This window comes from Dyadobacter sp. (assembly GCF_017744695.1).
GTDB lineage: Bacteria > Bacteroidota > Bacteroidia > Cytophagales > Spirosomataceae > Dyadobacter.
Window position 1 is genome coordinate 54,857 of sequence record NZ_JAGIAS010000003.1, and the last position, 18,197, is coordinate 73,053.

Annotated in this window: 12 protein-coding genes and 3 riboswitches; of the genes, 3 read left to right on the forward strand and 9 right to left on the reverse strand. The window is 51.3% G+C overall.

Going from position 1 to position 18,197, the window contains the following annotated elements; all coding sequences use genetic code 11:
* Positions 1-2: 2 nt before the first annotated feature.
* The 3 genes from J7619_RS12275 to J7619_RS12285 form a co-directional block, all read right to left on the reverse strand.
* Positions 3-515, reverse strand: coding sequence for a bifunctional adenosylcobinamide kinase/adenosylcobinamide-phosphate guanylyltransferase (locus J7619_RS12275; protein ID WP_291198465.1), 513 nt, complete (start codon positions 513-515; stop codon positions 3-5).
* On the reverse strand, positions 512-1,096 hold the full coding sequence (locus J7619_RS12280) for a cob(I)yrinic acid a,c-diamide adenosyltransferase (protein WP_291198468.1): 585 nt from the start codon (positions 1,094-1,096) through the stop codon (positions 512-514). Before J7619_RS12280 ends, J7619_RS12275 begins: the two co-directional genes overlap by 4 nt.
* Positions 1,097-2,299 (reverse strand): ABC transporter substrate-binding protein, encoded by a 1,203-nt coding sequence (locus J7619_RS12285; RefSeq protein WP_291198471.1) that lies wholly within the window; start codon positions 2,297-2,299, stop codon positions 1,097-1,099.
* Positions 2,298-2,567: riboswitch (cobalamin riboswitch) on the reverse strand. (Overlaps the previous gene by 2 nt.)
* A 50-nt stretch (positions 2,568-2,617) precedes the next feature.
* Between J7619_RS12285 and J7619_RS12290 the strand changes: the two genes are divergently transcribed.
* Entirely contained in the window at positions 2,618-3,610 is a 993-nt protein-coding gene (locus J7619_RS12290; RefSeq protein ID WP_291198474.1) for a hypothetical protein, read from the forward strand.
* On the opposite strand, the gene cbiB is transcribed toward J7619_RS12290, so the two are convergent.
* Genes cbiB through J7619_RS12320 form a run of 6 tightly spaced genes read right to left on the reverse strand, consistent with a single transcriptional unit; the run spans position 3,573 to position 14,533 of the window.
* On the reverse strand, positions 3,573-4,517 hold the full coding sequence (cbiB, locus tag J7619_RS12295; RefSeq protein ID WP_291198477.1) for an adenosylcobinamide-phosphate synthase CbiB: 945 nt from the start codon (positions 4,515-4,517) through the stop codon (positions 3,573-3,575). The genes J7619_RS12290 and cbiB overlap by 38 nt on opposite strands.
* Positions 4,496-5,518, reverse strand: a complete 1,023-nt coding sequence (locus J7619_RS12300; RefSeq protein ID WP_291198480.1) for a histidinol-phosphate transaminase — start codon at positions 5,516-5,518, stop codon at positions 4,496-4,498. Before J7619_RS12300 ends, cbiB begins: the two co-directional genes overlap by 22 nt.
* Before the next feature lie 3 nt (positions 5,519-5,521).
* Positions 5,522-6,970 carry a cobyric acid synthase gene (locus tag J7619_RS12305; protein ID WP_291198484.1) on the reverse strand — a complete coding sequence of 483 codons (1,449 nt, stop codon included), beginning with the start codon at positions 6,968-6,970 and terminating at the stop codon, positions 5,522-5,524.
* A gap of 32 nt (positions 6,971-7,002) precedes the next feature.
* Entirely contained in the window at positions 7,003-8,847 is a 1,845-nt protein-coding gene (locus tag J7619_RS12310) for a magnesium chelatase subunit D family protein (protein ID WP_291198487.1), read from the reverse strand.
* Positions 8,848-8,870: 23 nt separating this feature from the next.
* Positions 8,871-13,151, reverse strand: coding sequence for a cobaltochelatase subunit CobN (gene cobN / locus J7619_RS12315; protein ID WP_291198490.1), 4,281 nt, complete (start codon positions 13,149-13,151; stop codon positions 8,871-8,873).
* Positions 13,148-14,533 carry a cobyrinate a,c-diamide synthase gene (locus J7619_RS12320; protein ID WP_291198493.1) on the reverse strand — a complete coding sequence of 462 codons (1,386 nt, stop codon included), beginning with the start codon at positions 14,531-14,533 and terminating at the stop codon, positions 13,148-13,150. Before J7619_RS12320 ends, cobN begins: the two co-directional genes overlap by 4 nt.
* Positions 14,534-14,703: 170 nt before the next feature.
* A riboswitch (cobalamin riboswitch) is annotated at positions 14,704-14,899 on the reverse strand.
* 77 nt (positions 14,900-14,976) lie between these two features.
* Positions 14,977-15,254, forward strand: a riboswitch (cobalamin riboswitch).
* Positions 15,255-15,355: 101 nt separating this feature from the next.
* Between J7619_RS12320 and J7619_RS12325 the strand changes: the two genes are divergently transcribed.
* Both J7619_RS12325 and J7619_RS12330 read left to right on the forward strand, forming a co-directional pair.
* Positions 15,356-15,985, forward strand: a complete 630-nt coding sequence (locus J7619_RS12325) for a hypothetical protein (protein WP_291198495.1) — start codon at positions 15,356-15,358, stop codon at positions 15,983-15,985.
* Positions 15,986-15,987: 2 nt separating this feature from the next.
* Positions 15,988-18,192, forward strand: a complete 2,205-nt coding sequence (locus tag J7619_RS12330; RefSeq protein ID WP_291198498.1) for a TonB-dependent siderophore receptor — start codon at positions 15,988-15,990, stop codon at positions 18,190-18,192.
* The last annotated feature ends 5 nt before the right edge of the window (positions 18,193-18,197 follow it).

Sequence of the window (18,197 nt, forward strand, 5' to 3'; positions counted from 1 at the left end):
TGTTATTTGATTGATTTTAAGATTAAGGGAAGTCCCGACACCATCATAATTGCCTCCTGCGCCGCACCGGCCACGTACTGATTGGCCCAGCCTTGCAAATCGGTAAATTTCCGGCCTGCTTCCGTTTCCGCATGGACACCCATGCCTATTTCATTGGAAATGATGATTAAAGTGGCGTCAATGGCCGCCAGTGCATCAATTTCTTCCTTAAATGCCGCCAGTGCCTTTTCAATATCATATTCAAATGCGACGAAAAGATTGGTAAGCCATAATGTGACGCAGTCGATCACCACCACTCTTCCGGCTAGCGGAAGCAGATGAATATCCCGTTCGCTTTCCACTGACGTCCATTCCGGTCCCCGCTCGTCCCGGTGCCGTTTCACGCGGCGTGCAAAATCCTCATCCCAGATCCGGGAAGTCGCCACGTACACCGGATTCGCACTTTTTTGCAATGCCAGATCCATTGCAAATCTGCTTTTTCCGCTGCGCACGCCCCCGGTCACATAGATGATCATGACGGCTCAGCGTTTTTGAATCTCTTATACAGAAAAAGCTGCCATTTCTCTTCTGCTACACCCGCCTTGTCCATTTCGGCTCGCGCGAGTGTGAAAAACAGGTCCGAAAGACGGTTGATATACGCCGGAATAGCCTCATGCACCTGATCGGTTTTAGTCAAGGACACCAACCGGCGCTCGCCCCGGCGCATCTGCGTGCGCGCAACGTGGCAAAGGGCCGACACTTCATTCCCCCCCGGCAGCAGAAAATAGTCCGATGGAGAAGTCATAGCCGCTTCCAGCGCATCGATCCACTCCTCACAAAAAGTGGCACCATCCACCGGCATCGGGTTTTTGTTCTCCTTCTTGGCATCCGATGGCCGCGCCAGGTGCGACATCATATCCATCAGGTCCTTTTGGATTTTATGCAAATTAGGCTGCCATTCATGTTCGGTCCCCAGCTTTACGCGCAGCAGGCCAATCGTTGAATTCGCTTCATCGAGCGTTCCAATGCATTCGATCCGGACATCGTCCTTGCTTACCCTGCTTCCGCCAAACAGTCCCGTAGTGCCCTTGTCGCCCTTTTTGGTATATATTTTCATTTAATTAATTGATTTATAATAGATCAACTCGTGATTCGGCAACAACTCGGGATGAATGATATGGATCAGGTCGGCCAGGACGACATGCGGATTTACCGCACCGGATTCCCAGTAATCGTTCGCCCCCTGCGCATTCATCCGGTTGTTATAGCTATAAATGTGATTGGTTTTGAATGACTTGAAATCGGCATGGCGGACGTCACGCGCGAGAACATCCTTCTTTGTCCGCACGTTTCCAATGCTCACATTCAGCCAAAAATCGGCCTGCAATGCGATCGGGTAAACGGTCTCAAAACTCAGCGGCAGGCTTCCAGTTGCCTTCGTACCCGACCAGTGATACGAAGCTCCCGCGTCCTGGAAAAAACGGTTCAAGTAGCTATCTCCATTCGGCACATTCCATGCATCCTTGGAATTCATTCCGGTAATCAGGCTTGGGCGTACTGTAACCTTGCTGGTCAGACGGGCCAGTCGTCTATACTCCTGCTCCACCTTAGCGAACTTCCGGTTTACCTCTCCTTCTTTATTGATCAGCGCAGCCAGCAACTTCACCCATTCGGCCCTGCCTAATGGCGTCGTTTCCACCCATTCCGAATTGACCATAACCGGTATACCCGCCTGATGCAGCGATTCGTACCGGCTGACCTTGGAAACCGGACTGCCGGTAGCCATGATGAGGTCGGGGTGCATGCTCACAAGCAGTTCCTCATTAAGCCCCTGATCCTTCCCAACTTCGGCAATTTTGCCCGCTTTGATCCGGTTCAGCACTTTGGCCGAAGAAACATATTTGAGATTACCCATGCCGGTGAGAATATCCTCACAGCCCAGAAAACCAACCAAGCCGATGTGCAGCGACGACATCGCCACCATGCTCCGCACCGGAATTTCGATTACCTGGCTGTCTTTGTACCCGATTGGTCGCGGCTTACCGCGCTGCACCAGCACATATGTGAGCGTGTCCGTCGATTTTTCGAACGGACTCATGATCTTTACGACCTTGAAATACTTATGATAGGCAATTTTAAAGCCCCTGGCATGAGCCACTTGGGCCTTTTCAGGAAACAGATCGGGACCTGTGTAGTGGGAATCGCCCTTTTCGTAAAGCGACGAAGAAGTGCTGCAACCGGCCAGCAAGCCGCACAGCAGCAGTGCTGCGAGTATTTTTCTGATAATCATGTAGTCACCGGCCTTTCTTCCGAAAGCCATATTAACAATGTTTGCAGGCAGGTCTTCTGACTCGTCCAACCCTTGCGCCTTCCCGGAATAATGAGTGAATTTTGAATGAGTGAATGAGTGAATATTTTCTAGCAACAAAACATTGACTCATTCACTCATTGACTCATCCACTCATTAAAACCAGTGACATCTTACAAGAGCCTCATTATGAACTCACAGCAGCGGAGACTGTTCCGGATTTTCACCGGATTCCCTTTTAATCACGCGTGACACGTGTACCTGGATGACCGCAAAACTAGCAATATTTTATTGCTTATCATTGCAGAGCTTCATTTACACACACCCTTCATGCATCGCGACGACACCCTTTGGAAATCGATCCTGGAAGATATTTTCGAAGATTTCCTGCTGTTCTTCTATCCCGACGCCGGTTCCCTTTTCGATTTTTCCAAAAATTTCGAATACCTGGACAAGGAGCTGGAACAATTATTCCCGCCGGAGGATAATTTGTACCAGACCCGCTTTGTAGACAAACTTGTAAAAGTGTACTGCCAAAACGGCGACAACGAATGGATACTCGTACACATCGAGGTGCAAGGCTACCACGATCCCGATTTCAGCCGGCGAATGTTCACTTATTATTCGCGGATATTGGATAAATATGATAAACCTATTACGGCATTTGCCATTTTCACGGAGCACAATGCGGCATTCAAACCATGCGAGTACCATCGCGAATTCATGGGAACGAGTGTTTTGTATAAGTTCAATACATTCAAAATCCTGGAACAGGAGGAGCAAATGCTGAGGGAGAGTGATAATCCGTTCGCCATCGTGGTTCTCACGGCGTTGGTTGCCCTAAAACGCAAACGCATATCTGAGAATGAATTACTTAAACTAAAAATCGAATTAACCAGAAACCTGATCCATAGAAACTTACCAAAATCGAAAATTAATCGATTACTAGTTTTTTTACGTTGCTACATTCGCTTTGACAATCGCGAAACCGATGTTAAATTTGAGAATGAACTAAGTGAAATCAGACAAACACCAAAAAGTATGGGCATCTTAGAGTTGATGAAAGACGAATTGGAACAGGATGGTTTTTTGGAGCTAGTAAATCAGATTCTGGAAATGCGAGACGCTATGGGCATCGAGGCGTTTATGGCACATTGGGATAGGCAGTTGGAATTAAGAACCGAAGCAAAGACTGCAATTGCCCAAAATCTATTGCGAGAAACCTCGTTTTCAACCGAAGAGATTGCCAGGCTGGTAGAACTGTCACCCGAGCTTGTCCAAAAACTCAAAAACAGCGGGCAACGCCCCAGCACATTAGACTGATAATCAATACCATCACCAAACAGGTCCGCTGATTGATATTTGCCACCGTTGTTATTTCCCGGGATTCAATAGCCCGGTCATTCTCCCCGATATACGGCTTCTCCACCACCTTGCCATGATATACATTCGCCCCGCCGAAACGACAATCTAAAATTCCCGCGAGTGCTGCCTCGGGATATCCCGCGTTCGGGCTCTTATGTTTGTTTCCAAAATGGAAGATAAATAGCAATCCACGCTTGCTTCCAGTCACCAAAACCATCAGCAACGCCGTCAGTCGTGAAGGGACGAAGTTAGCGACATCATCCATCCTCGCCGCAAACTTCCCAAACCATTCATAGCGTTCGGTCCGATAACCCAGCATGGAATCCATGGTATTGATCATCTTATAGGCCATCATTCCGGGGACGCCTGCTATGGCATAGTAAAACAGCGGTGCTATCACTCCATCACTCAGGTTTTCCGACATCGTTTCCAACACGGCGATCCGTATTTGCTGCGTATTCAGCTTCGAGGTATCCCTTCCTACGATCCTCGAAAGCTGCTTCCTGCCCGCTTCCAGACCTTCTTTTTCCAGAACTGAAAATACTGCCGTGCCTTCCGCTATGAGCGAATGGTTGGCCAGACCATAGTAAACCCAAATGCTATTGATTACCAGATACAATGCAGGTGCTTGCAGAAGTAGCGCATTAAGCCCCCTAAAAAAGGAGAACCCCAATACCACAAGAATTATGCTCATCGTGGCTCCTTTCAAAAACCGAAGCCGGCCGCGATTCAACCATTTTTCACCCAGTGCAATGGCGTTACCAAATACCCGAACAGGGTGCGGCCAGTTATCGGGATCGCCAAACCAGAGATCAAGCAGATAACCTGCAACCAATGGACAGATTAATAGTACAGCGTCTGCCATTCTCTCAATGCGTTGATCATCTTGTAATTATCGCCCGAACGCTGGGTAGCGAGCCGGAAATGTTGCCGCGTAAGGCCGCGGAAGTTGCTCGCGTCACGGATGAGCAAGCCGTATCTTTCCATCAGAAAATCTTTCAGCTGAGCGGCATTCCTCACCAAAGTTCTGGCCAAAAAGAAATGCGTTTCGCTTTCCAGCACTTCAATGCATTCCAGCTTCTGTAATTCTTGAACGAACGTTCTTTTATGATCCAGAAGTCCTGAAACCGGCGGCTGAATCCCGTCGAAATGATCGAAAATGTAATGTCCAGCTGCTATGGCCAGCGTATTCACCGTCCAGGGTTGCTTGATATTCATCAACGGTTCTACCACCTCTTCCCGTGCGAGCAAATAACCCAGTCGCAGCCCGGGAATCGCGTAAGTTTTGGTAAGCGAGCGCATAATCAGCAGGTTTGGAAAGCGGGCCATCAGTGTAACAGCGGAAATCGCCCCTTCCGTGAAATCAATAAATGCCTCGTCGACCACAAACAGGCATTGCGGATTTAGTTTAAGCCAATATTGCAAATCATGGAAAATAAGCCCGGTAGGGTTATTCGGACTACAAATGAATACCAGATCGGTTTTCAATCTGGGCAGCTCCAATGCACCCTGCCAACTCAAACTATTCACTTCATGATCGAACGACAGGCAGGCATCTTCATACTCCGCGAATGAGGGAGTGATAATTGTCGTTCGTTTTCCGGAATACAATTGCGCGATCAGGTAGATACTTTCGGTTGTACCGCTGCACACCAGTACTTGCTCCACCGACATTTGATGGTGTTTCGCAATCTTTTCCCGCAAACTCTCTGCAAGAACCTCGGGATAACGGTTTACTTCACTCCACCTTTCAAAGACGTACGCTTTCAGGCCACCCGGTTCCCCTCCGTACCAGACGTTCGTACTGAAATCTGCAATGATCTTACTGCCATACCGGTAGCCATCGTCGCCGTGCCCGTGTAACATATCCTATTCAGCTATGCTTTTGTAAATCAACTCCATATCGATGTGCGCGCGCAGTAAATCCGCCAGTTTATCGTACTGCTGTTCCTTAAAATCCTGATAATCATACTGTACACTTTCCGCATTGGTATAAGGGCTTAAAATATGATCGATGACGACCTGATTGTCCAGAATACCATGCAGATAAGTCCCCCACGTGCGTGCGTTAAGGAAGTAGCCGTCACGACGACCGTCGGAGAATGCTGCAACGGGCTCCCCGGGCTGCAATGCAAAGGTTTCGCCCATGTGGATCTCATAGCCGGAACACTGTTCCTCACTTTGGCGGAAGCGGAAGGTGCATTGCAATGTCGTCTTTTCAGATTGCAGGATAGTTTTCACCGGTAACAACCCCAGCCCGGGCAATTCTTCAATTTCACTTTCTACATGATGCGGATCGAGAATGCTTTCGCCGAGCATCTGATATCCCCCGCAAATGCCAATCACCGTCTTGCCCGCCCTATGTGCGTCATAAATGGCTTTCGCGACGCCGCTATTTTTAACAGCCAGCATATCCCCGATCGTATTCTTGCTGCCCGGAATGATCACCACCGAAGCTTTGGCAATCTCAGAGGGTTCATTGGTATAATACAAATTTACCCTGGGGTCCCTTTCAAGACGGTCCAAGTCCGTAAAATTTGATAACCTTTTCAGCAGGATCACCGCCACATTGACTTTCCCCGCCACTGCCGACCGGTATTTGAGCTCTAACGAAACTGAATCTTCCTGCTCGATGTGAATATCCCTGAAATAAGGCAAAATACCCACAACAGGTAGCCTCGTTAGCTCTTCAAGCATTCTTTTGCCTTCTTCAAACAGCCTCCCATCTCCCCGGAATTTGTTGATAATGATTCCCTTCATACATGCGCGCTCTTCGGGTGTCAGCAAGGCGATGGTGCCATAAACGCTGCCAAAAACTCCTCCTTTATCGATATCCGCAATCAGGTAGGTAGCCGCTCCGGCATGGGCAGCCATTCTTAGATTCGTGATATCCCGGTGTTTCAAATTAAGCTCCGAAATACTCCCCGCGCCCTCCATTACAATCGGAGAATACTTCGCAGCAAGGCGATCGAATGCGTCCTTGACGGCTGAAAATAACTCTTGCCGGTCATTAGCCATGAAATACTCGTAAGCCGACTGATTCCCGACGGGTTTGCCATTCAACACTACCTGCGAAGTCTTGTCATTCGTGGGTTTGAGCAACACGGGATTCATATCCGATTCGCAGGGAATGCGTGCCGCTTCTGCCTGTACAGCCTGCGCACGCCCAAGTTCGAGACCATCCGCTGTCACGAAGCTATTCAGCGACATGTTCTGCGCCTTGAACGGCGCGGGCTGGTAGCCATCCTGTCTGAAAATCCGGCAAAAGCCGGCGGTGATTACACTTTTGCCCACGTCCGAGCCGGTCCCGACAAACATTATCGGGCGCAATTTCCTAGTATTCATTGCATTCAAATATCAATGTGCCCCGCAATAGAGCCTGTGATTTCATTGGCCGAAAGTTCCTGTAAAGACAAATATTCTCCACCCAGTGCCACCGCGAGTTCTTTCGCTTTCCCATAACGGACGTAGCCGCTTTCAGTATCCAGTACCAATGCCGGATACTTCATACGCTCAGCCAGTTGTACTGACTGTCGCCAGGCATCTCCGCCCGCACCCGGCAACGGCACATTAGCCTTTCCGTCACTCAATATCACCAAAAACGGTTCCATACGATCACTTTTCGCCAAAGAGATGAGCATTTTCTCCGCCAGCTGCAATGCGTGCGGCAATGGCGTACGCCCTCCGGTCGGCAACTTTTCCAAGGCCAGCTCGGCGAGTTCCGTACTCCGGGTTGGTTCGAGCAGTACTGTCGCTTCCACACCGCGAAAGGCTATTACCGCCACCATATTCCGTTTCTGGTAAGCATCTTGCAGCAAATTCATCACACTGCCTTTCACCGCCTCCATTCGCTTACCCGCTGCCATTGAGCCCGAGGCATCTACCACGAAAACAACGAGGTGCCCCGTCCTGCCATTCCTGACTTTCTGATGCAGGTCCTGCCTGCCGATATGCAGTTGGTCAGGATCTCGTACCAGGGCATGTATAACGGTATCAGTCAGCGCAATATCGGTGGCAGCCTCATTCTTAACCGCCCTTACCTGCATGCCTTTCTCACTTTGCCTGGCCTTCGCAGACCGACCAGTAACCGAATCGGGTAAGGTAACAGCCTCCATATTCGGCAATTCTGGAATATCCATTCTAAAATCAACACCGGCGACAGTTTCGTTGTCTTTGGATTCACAATTTCCTTCCCCGCATTCACCTTTTTTTTGGTCGTTCGCCGCGGTTTTCGAGTAACCGGAACGCTGTTCATTGCGCTGTTCGGCGCTGCCTTCCCCTGAGTTATCCTGCCCATCGTCCACTGACTGACCGGTTTGCGGCGGCAATACCTTTTTGCCCTTTCGATGGGGCAAAACCAATTCCACTCCCTCCCGTATGTCCTGCGGGGTTACCACTGTCCGCCCGTTCAATGCGGCGATGGTAATCGCTGTTTTGTACAAAACAATGTCGGCCCGCAGGCTGCTTACGTTCCATTCAATGCATAGCTGGCTGATCATTTGAAGCAATCCGTCCGGCATTTGCACAAGCGGGAGCAGATTTCTCGCCCTGCCTATTTCCAGTCTGACCATTTCCTGGCTACCGGTCCAATCACTCACAAACGCAGTCGGATCGCTCTCATACGCGATCCTTCTTCGCACCACTTCTGTCCTCGCCTGCACGTCGGTTTGGGCTCCTACTTCCACCATCAAACCGAAACGGTCCAAAAACTGCGGGCGCAGATTTCCTTCCTCGGGGTTCATCGTACCGATCAGCACAAACCGCGCCGGATGGCTCACCGACAATCCTTCCCGCTGAACCGTATTAACCCCCGACGCCGCAACATCCAGCAGCACATCCACCAGGTGATCGGCAAGGAGATTTACCTCGTCTATATACAAAATCCCCTCGTGCGCGCTCGCGAGCAGGCCGGGGAGCAACTTTTTAGTCTTATTGGAAAGAATCGCTTCGATATCCAGGCTACCCAGTACCCGATCCTCCGAAGCGCCCAATGGCAAATCGACAAACGGTACCGGTTCACCTGTGTGTGCCAACGCGGGCATCACCTCCGCCAGTCCGCGTACGGCGGTACTTTTGGCAGTGCCTTTTTCACCTTTGATCAGCACCCCGCCGATGCCCGGATTAATCGCACACAGCAGCAATGCCTTTTTCAGTTTCTCTTGCCCGACGATCGCGGAAAACGGGTATAAATTCATTTCAGTATTCATTTAACAGGGCATTATTCGCTTCTGGATTCCAGCTGCGCTTCGCTTTTGAGATACAAATCCTTCAACCCTTCCAGCGCTTCGGCCGATGGCTTTTCCCAAAGCCCCCGTTGCGCAGCTTCCAATAGCCGCTCGGCAATAGCGTGAAGTGCCCACGGGCTGTTTTCTTCGAAAAACTGCTGCATGGCAGCATCCAGTGCGTAAGTTTCCGCGACTTTCTCGTACATCCAGTCATCGACGACCCCGGCTGTGGCATCGTAGCCAAAGAGGTAATCGACGGTGGCGGTGAGCTCCAGCGCCCCTTTATAGCCATGCTTTTGAATGCTCTCGATCCACTTTGGATTCACGACGCGCGAGCGGAAAACGCGTAAAGTCTCTTCCTTTAAGTCCCTGACCACCGGCCGCGCAGGGTCCTGGGAATCTCCAAAATAATGCTTGGGCTGCTGGCCCGTCAGGTTACGGATCGTGGCAATCATCCCGCCGTGAAATTGCAGATAATCGTCGCTATCGAACAGGTCGTGCTCGCGGTTGTCCTGGTTATGCAATGCCACTTCCACGCCCGCCAGCCGTCGGGTGAACTCTTTCCGGGCGTCAGTACCCTGCGCATTGCGCGAATAGGCGTAACCTCCCCAATTGATATACGCCTGTGCAAAGTCATCATCGGTTTGCCAGTTCTTTTCATTGATCAAAGGCAATATCCCGGCCCCGTAACTGCCCGGTGCGGCTCCGAAAATACGGTAGGCGGCCCGCTCCTCGGCCTGTTCAATGGATAGTGTATCGTCCTTTTGCAGTTCGGCCAGCTCTTTTAAATAATGTTTTTTTACAAAATTCTCCTCCAATGGCTCATCCGCGGCAATCACCATCTGTACCGCCTCGTCCATCAGTTCGATCAGATGCGGAAATGCGTCCCTGAAAAAGCCGCTGATGCGTGTCGTCACATCGATCCGGGGGCGACCAAGTTCCGCCAACGCAATGATTTCCAACCCATTGATCCGTCTGCTTTCGGCCTGCCAAACGGGCCGTACCCCCAGCAATGCCAGTACTTCGGCCACATCATCGCCGTGCGTACGCATGGCACTCGTGCCCCAGATACTGATGCCGACGCTTTCAGGATACCTCCCGGTTTCTTTCCAATGGCGGTCCAAAACCTCTTTGGCTAACTGCTGCCCCACTTCCCAGGCCGCTTTGGAAGGCAATACCCGTGGGTCGACGGCATAAAAATTCCTTCCCGTGGGCAGGATATGCGCCATCCCGCGTGTGGGCGCACCGCTCGGGCCCGCAGGCACATAACCACCCGAAAGACCATGCAAAAGATTAGTGATTTCCTCATCCGTGCGGGCCAGATTCGCGACCAGCTCTTCCGATATGAAAGTCAATATCTTACGAAGCCCAGCCAACTCCGGCAAATGCGGATTACGCTCGATGGACTCAAATATGACCCGGTCAATCGCCTCACCGTCGAAGCTGTAATGTTCAAACAGCCTCACAATATGCCCCGCCATTTCATCGAGTGCTTCCAGCGCATCGGCCGCAGTTACAATCGGCCGGCCGGCCCATGCCGCCAGGTTATCGGCCGGCACGGGTAATTTTTGTCCTTTTTGTTGATGAAGTGTCTCAATATTAAAACCATATGCATTTGCCAAAACTGCCTGCATTCCCGGCACGGGCCCATTCGGAAGCCGCGTAAGCGCTTGCAGCATATCCAGCAATGCATCGCCTTCGGGCATTTCACCCAGCGTATGCAATCCATTGCGGATTTGCGCGGCACCGAGCTCACATAAATAGCCGTCGATATCCTCGATCAAATGCGCGATATCTTTCCCATCCATTTCTGCGAGGCTAACCGGTACCCCTTCCGGCGTCATATCATCGTCCCAGTCATGTTTGTGGTCACCGTGATCGCGACTGAGCATGGCCGAAAGATCGGCATCAAGATTGGTTTGCTTGATCAGGTCCCAGATTTGCCGCTGCAACAATGGCAATTTGGAAGGATCCAGGCTTTCAACCTGGTAATACTCATCCACCAGCTGCGTGAGCTGCGCCAATTCACCGTAAGTGTCCGCCGAAGTCATCGGGGGTGTCAAATGATCGACGATCACCGCATGTGCGCGTCGTTTCGCCTGCGAACCTTCGCCGGGATCGTTGATAATAAATGGGTAAAACAATGGCAAATCGGCCAGAAATGCATCAGGAAAACAGTTTTCCGACAGCCCTATCCCCTTTCCGGGCAACCATTCCAATGTCCCGTGCTTGCCCACGTGCACAATGGCATCGGCGCCCCACCCGTCCCGCAGCCAGCGGTACAACGCGTAATAATGATGCGTAGGCGCCAAATCAGGCTGGTGATAAATCGCGTCGGGGTCCATACCATAACCACGCGGGGGCTGCAATGCCACAAATGCATTACCCAAATCGAGCCCGGCCAATGCAATATGGCCGTCATGCACGTAGGTTTCGCCGGGTGCCGCCCCCCATTGTTTCAGCATTTTCCGCCGGGCAGCTTCGGGCAACTCTTCAAACCAGCCCGCATATTGCGCAGCAGGAACGCTTGCCGCAGCCCTTGTAAGCTGGCCCGGTGTCAGGAAATCCTCGTCGTACGCGCACAGGTCAATCAACGCGTGAATCAGCCCCGTTCCGGTTTCAGGCAAGTCGGCAATCCGGTAACCTTCGGCCTGCATTGCCCGCAGAATATTCAATAGCGACGCAGGGGCGTCCAAGCCTACCGCATTGCCGATCTGGGAAGCTTTTGTATTGGAATTGGTAAAAATGAATGCGACTTTTTTATCTGCATTCTTCAAATGTCTTAAACGTGCAAAGCGGATAGCCAAACCAGCAACACGATCGATCCGGTTATCCAAAGGTTCATACCCGCGTGCATCTTTCCCTTTTTCCTTAAATGAAACAGGCACAGTAATAATACGCCCGTCGAACTCCGGGATAGCGACATTCATCGCCGTATCGAGCGGATTAAGCCCTCGCGCCGAAGATTCCCACGGCCCGCGGCCCATGCCGCTGGTGATCGCCTGCAAAACCGGCACATTCAAATCCAGCAATGCCCTGGAGGGACCGCTCCCCTGCCCCACCGGCTGAATATCCGTCATGGCGAACGAAATCGTATTAACCAGCACATCGATGCCGATTCCTGCATCCGTTTCAAAAAATTCGAATGCCAGCGGCTTTCCGGTGCCCGTATCGACCGATTTCAGCGACGAAGTAAAGACAGGCAGCACATTCACGCCTCGCTCTTCGAGTGCACGGATCATCGCATCCACGAAGTGGGTATTCCCGCTCAGCCAATGTGCCCTGTAAAAGGTAATGCCCACGGTCGCCAGGGCCGTATTATAGTGTTTCAACCAGTCCGATTTGTCCGCAAACTCGGGCAGATCGGGATGATAAATACCTTGTTCCGGCAAGTTTATTGGCGCTTCGGCCCCGAAACCGGTCATCAGCAGGTGATCCGAAAGGTAGCTTAGAAGTGAAATCAGGTTACTATAACCACCAGCCTGCAAATAGGCCAGCGTCTCATGCAAAATGGCAGGGGAAACCGTCGATACCGCGGCGAATTCAGGGTTCAGCTCTCCTGTACCGCTCACTACAATCAGGTGCTGGCCCCGCTGCCCTGCCAGTTTTACCAACTCATTAAATCCGGGGATACTACTCAGCCGCCCGTGAATGCGGATGATGATCACTTTTGCCTCCGCGATTTCGCGCTGCAACAACTGCTGCATCTGCTCCTCGCTTTTGATCGCCATCAGGCTGATACCCGTCGTTTTGGGAAAGTCATCCGGCAGGAACTGCATCGCACGGTCGAGTGTGAGCAGGTCAGTATCCGCATGCGTGAGGAAAACAATGCCGTCGGTTGGAACGGCTGTCTGCCCTGGTTCTGTCGAAGCCTCAGAGCCTTTCCAGGTATAAAATTGAAATACATATTCGGCCAGGTCCGAAGGCGGCACCAGATACCGGTCGGCTTTGACCATACTTTCGATATAATCAAAAATCGCGATGATCTGCCATTCATAATTGATGGAATGGAACCACACCGAATGCCCGTCGAACAGTAGCGTCACCACATTCGCCAGCGTGCACGGGCCCAGGCAACCGCCTTTGGTCATATGCACCACGTTCCGCAGTTTCCGCCTCAGCCATTCGCTTTTATACAATTCCACGGGAATAGGCGCATACCCGCGATCGACGCGCCCGCAACAGCAAGCATTGTAACAATAGGAAAGATGCCCGCGCCGCTGCACGAGGTTAATGGCCTTCCCGTCGGACCGGGTAACTCGCTGCCGTTTCATGGTTGGTTATCGGCTTTCGGCACTCGGCTTTCGGCCCATTTTAGGGTTTTGTTGATGAGGTGTTGAATGAATTCGGGCTTATCGGCCCAATAGAAATGAGCGTATGTCGCGAAGGTATTTTGTATTCTAAAAAGCTGCGTATCCACCGGAACACCTTTCGCATTGGCCATTTGTGCAAGCGGCGCTTGCACAAATGGCTCCTTCAATGATGAGTAGTGGAATTCATGCCCTTTGACTTCCAATCCATCCCAATGCATAACCCGGTAACCAAGTGTCATTTTCGAATGCCGGATGGTTGTCGACACATCGAGTCCACCAACCATTTTAAATGCATTGCCTTCTCCGTCCGTGAGCTCCTTTCCCAGGTACATCAGCCCGCCGCATTCCGCGTAAGTCAGTCCGCCATTCGCGCAATAGTTCCGGATGCTTTCCAGCATCGAGTGATTGTCCGACAGTTGCTTCGCGAACAACTCGGGATAACCGCCCGGCAGGTACAGCATATCGGTCTCGGGCAATGCCGGATCATGCAAAGGACTGAACCATTGAATTTCTCCGAACGCACGTAAGCATTCTATATTCTGGTAGTACATGAAGGTAAATGCCTCGTCTTTCGCAATCGTAATGCGCAGATTCCGGGAATTATTCGTCAGATATGGCTGATTTTGCCGATTAAAAGCGCTCCCATTTTCGCCGTTGCAATGCACAGCAGTAAGTTTCAGTAACCTGTCCACATTCACCGTTCGCGGGATTATCTCCGCCAGCCTTTGGATAATCTGTTCATAATCGGTCTCGGCTGAAATATGCAGGCCCAGATGCCGGGATGGAATATGCAGCTCTTCATTTTTGGGCAAATACCCCAATGCTTCCACGCCTGCATCCTCACACGCATCCTGCAAAAACCGGTAGTGCGACTCAGTACTCACAAAATTGAATATGGCGCCCACCACGCGGATTCCCGGATAGAAATTCTTCAATCCGTAAATCAACGGCGCAGCCGAATACGCCATCGAGCGCGCATTGATCACCAGCACCACCGGGATATCCAGCAATGCAGCAATCTCCGCGCTACTGCCCTTCATTTTATCGGCCCCGTCGAAAAGCCCCATCACGCCCTCTGTCACGCTCACATCCGCGCACGACGCGTAATGTTCGTACACCTCGCACATATGCTCGGGCGAAGCCATGAAAGTATCCAGGTTCAGCCCCGGTCGACCGGCGGCCGTGGCATGGTGAATCGTATCGATATAATCCGGCCCGCATTTGAACGCCTGCACCCCAAGCCCCCGGTTCCGCAACGCACGCAGCAACCCCAGGGTCAAAGTAGTCTTGCCCGAATTGCTCGATGGAGCGGATATTAGGAAACTGGATTTTTGAACAGACATCTTCAAACCGTCGGTGAATTGGAAATCCTGACAACTTCAAATGCGTCCGACAGTAAAGAGAAATATAGAAAGGCAACACCCGGCAGCGATGCTACCAGGCGATCGTCGGACGCCGATGTGGCGAGAAACCGACGAATATCCAAACCAGACCCTGCTTCATACCGCGAAAGCATTGTCAACAAGGAAAGGACGGGTGCTCTGGCTCAGTTCAATGATTGAATGACTGAATGATTGAATAGTAGATATTCAGTCATTCAGTCATTCGGTCATTCAATCATTAACCTTTACAGTTGCGCGACAGCTCGTGATTCTCACACGATTCCCCCTGGAATGCGTTGATACGCAATCCCTTTTCCTGTTGGAGAAGTATGTTAAAGAACTTTTAATGGCGTAAAGTTAGCGGTATTCGGCTATTTTTCTGGCTTATCTCCAACAAAAACACCTAGCTTTGCATATTCATTGGTTCGCGCCCCTGGCGTGATTAAAAGGGAATCCGGTGTAAATCCGGAGCAGTTCCCGCTGCTGTAAGTTCACAAAACGATGTCCTGGCATTATGTCACTGGGATTGTAATGAGTGAATGTGCGAATGAGTGAATGAGTGAATGCTTTTTCTAATGACAAACATTCACTCATTCACTCATTGACGCATTCTCTCATTCCTCCGGGAAGGCGCCAGCGACTTGAACGAGCCAGAAGACCTGCCGTTGAATAATCCGGTTTTGCTTTCGGGAAGAAAGGCAAGAGGAAATGGCAGGTTGCGTTGCAGCCGCGCTACTCTCTGCATTCTCCCATAAGTTAGGTCTTAATTTATGCGGAAAACCAATGATTCAGTATTTGCTTATCGACTCCCTGCTCCTGGGGGTACAACATTCCTTCGAACCCGATCATATGGCCGCGGTTTCGGTTCTTGCTACGGAAGAAAACAAAAGCCCTGCGCACCGATGGAAGCTCATCTGGCGATCGTCGCATTGGGCCCTGGGGCATTCATTAACGCTGATTTTATTCGCGGTGCTGGTGCTTTTGCTCAAATCTACGATGTCGCTGCATATTGCCGACCGGGTCGAACTGCTGGTCGGTCCGCTGATGGTCTGGCTGGGCATTCTGGCGATCCGGCGGAATTTCAAAACCCAGGCGCTAACGCCGCCGCCCGTTGAACGCAAGGTAAGCCGCTCATTCTGGGTGGGCATGGTGCATGGGCTCGCAGGCACAGGCGGGGCGTGTGCGGTAGCGCTTACGCTTGCCGCACGCGATGCGATGACGGCCGTCTGGATCATTGTACTGCAAAGCATCGGCATTATCCTCTCCATGTCGGCCTACGGCTATTTTTTCGCCTTTTCTGTCGGGCGTTTTGCGGAAAAGCGCGAACGTTTTCTGATGATCGTCAACTACCTGGTCGGTGCATTCTCGATCCTGATCGGGACGATAACACTCTTTGAATCACTTCAATTTTAACAATGCATATTCCATTCTACCTCCCCGTCCGCATTTCCGTCGGCGGACTGATGCTTTCAATCTTAGCCATTACAGCCGCCTCCACCTCGACGGCGTCGGCCCAGGAAAGCAGCACAGATTCATCCGCCAAAAAACTGCTGGATCCAGTCGTGGTAACCGCCACCCGCTTCGAAACCAAAAAAGAAAAAATCGCGCAGAAACTGGATATTATTTCCAAAGAGGACATTCAAATGACGCCGTCCAACGACCTGACTGACATTGTCCGGAAGACGGCGGCGGTGGATGTGATCCAGTACCCCAATTTATCTTCAGGGATTGGTATCAGGGGCTTTCGTCCGCAGTTTTCAGGGTTAAATCAAAGGACCTTGCTGCTCATCGATGGCCGTCCGGCGGGTGCGACCAACCTTTCGCAGATCAATTTGAATGGGGTTGAAAGGATTGAAGTTCTGAAAGGTCCTGCGTCATCGCTGTATGGCTCGCAGGCCATGGGTGGTGTCATCAACGTCATTACCCAACGATCCAAAGGTACGCCCGGTGGCAATGCTTTCCTGGAATATGGTAGTTTCAAAACATTGCAGGCGGGGCTCAATACCGGCGGCAATATCTCCTCCAAACTGGACTACGACCTGTCTTTCAGCTATCTGGAAAGATCAAAAGACTACAAGATCGGTGAAGACAACTGGCTTCGCAATGCATTCGGCTACAAACATGCGCAGAAGAACTACACTGATCGCCCGGTGGCCGAAACCGACGAAACGACCAGCGACGGCAGCAGGCGACCTTTCACCAAACTGCGTTATTTCTCGGGCGCATTGAGACTGGGCTATCAGATCAACGATCGCTGGCGTGTGGATGTACGCGGGGAGCAATTCCAGGCAAGGGATGTGGAATCGCCTGGCGAACTATCCTCAGGAAGCACAGAAGCCAGCACGAAGGACGTCGATCGCCAGGCCCTCGATGTCTCATTGACCGGACAAATCGGGCAACACAGCCCGAGCATGAAAGTGTATACCTCGGAAGAAAACACCAAAAATTACACGCAGAATGTGTCCGGCAAGCCGGTAGTACCGTTCCGTTCCGCGCAGGGGCATAATGCATGGAAAGGCATTCAGGTGAAAGACGTCTGGAAACTAGGCCGCCATTCGGTGATACTGGGCTATGATTATCTCAATGCATCCACCAACAGCCGTCGCTGGACCAACGACACCACCGAACGCGCGCCTACGCAACCTGAATATGCATTGATTTCCAGCGCATTCTTCGGGCAGGCATTATTGAATATTGGAAAACTCACACTGCAACCGGGTATCCGCCTCGACCACATCACCTTCGATGTACGCGAAACGCCGCTATTGCCTACCTACAAGTCCGGCAAAAAATCAACGCCGTTCACCAGCCCCAGCCTGGGTATCACCTACGCGTTGTTGCCGTCGCTCCGCGCGAAAGCCAACATCGGCCGGGCGTTCGTCACGACCGATGCGTACAGCGTCGCCGGATACAATGAAGTCCGTGATTCCAAAGGCCGCATTGCCGTCACCGCGGGCAACCCCGACCTGAAAAACGAAAGCAGCCTGAGTTGGGACCTGGGCCTGGATTTCAACAAACCGCAATCCGGCTTTGCAGCTAATGTGACCTTTTATAGCACAAAAGTCGAAAACCGAATTGCCAAGATCATCAAAGTAGTGAACGAGCCATTGGAAAACGGTGACGTGATCACTTCGCGTGCCACATTTGTCAACGCTGCCGATGCCGAAATCACCGGTCTTGAAACCGAGCTATCTTATGACTTCGGAGCAAAAAGCGACTATCGATACTCATTGAAAGCATTTTGGAACGGCAATTCCATAATCAAGGCTAAGGAACTCATCGTAGGCACCGATGCCTCCGAAATACGCCGCGACATTCAGAATGTAGCCCGGAACACATTCAATTTCGGATTGGCTTATGATAATTTGAAATGGCTGCAATTGAGGCTTACGGGAAGGGCCATCGGAACTAGAAAAGACATCGATTACACCGACCCCATCAATCCGGAAATCGAATACCCGCAATACATGGTACTGGACCTTGCCGCACAATTCAAAATCCCCGGCGGGCACACCATCGCTTTGAAACTAAATAACATTACCGACGAAAACTACTACGAGAAGCGCGGCTACAACCTACCCGGACGGGCGTTATCGGTGCAGTATTTGAAGAGTTTTTAATGTTG

Excerpts from the sequence above, each read along its gene's own strand:
- J7619_RS12275 (WP_291198465.1), bottom strand. The coding sequence starts at position 515 with ATGATCATCTATGTGACCGGGGGCGTGCGCAGCGGAAAAAGCAGATTT.
- J7619_RS12280 (WP_291198468.1), bottom strand. The coding sequence starts at position 1,096 with ATGAAAATATATACCAAAAAGGGCGACAAGGGCACTACGGGACTGTTT.
- J7619_RS12285 (WP_291198471.1), bottom strand. The coding sequence starts at position 2,299 with ATGGCTTTCGGAAGAAAGGCCGGTGACTACATGATTATCAGAAAAATA.
- J7619_RS12290 (WP_291198474.1), top strand. The coding sequence starts at position 2,618 with ATGCATCGCGACGACACCCTTTGGAAATCGATCCTGGAAGATATTTTC.
- cbiB (WP_291198477.1), bottom strand. The coding sequence starts at position 4,517 with ATGGCAGACGCTGTACTATTAATCTGTCCATTGGTTGCAGGTTATCTG.
- J7619_RS12300 (WP_291198480.1), bottom strand. The coding sequence starts at position 5,518 with ATGTTACACGGGCACGGCGACGATGGCTACCGGTATGGCAGTAAGATC.
- J7619_RS12305 (WP_291198484.1), bottom strand. The coding sequence starts at position 6,970 with ATGTTTGTCGGGACCGGCTCGGACGTGGGCAAAAGTGTAATCACCGCC.
- J7619_RS12310 (WP_291198487.1), bottom strand. The coding sequence starts at position 8,847 with ATGAATTTATACCCGTTTTCCGCGATCGTCGGGCAAGAGAAACTGAAA.
- cobN (WP_291198490.1), bottom strand. The coding sequence starts at position 13,151 with ATGAAACGGCAGCGAGTTACCCGGTCCGACGGGAAGGCCATTAACCTC.
- J7619_RS12320 (WP_291198493.1), bottom strand. The coding sequence starts at position 14,533 with ATGTCTGTTCAAAAATCCAGTTTCCTAATATCCGCTCCATCGAGCAAT.
- J7619_RS12325 (WP_291198495.1), top strand. The coding sequence starts at position 15,356 with ATGATTCAGTATTTGCTTATCGACTCCCTGCTCCTGGGGGTACAACAT.
- J7619_RS12330 (WP_291198498.1), top strand. The coding sequence starts at position 15,988 with ATGCATATTCCATTCTACCTCCCCGTCCGCATTTCCGTCGGCGGACTG.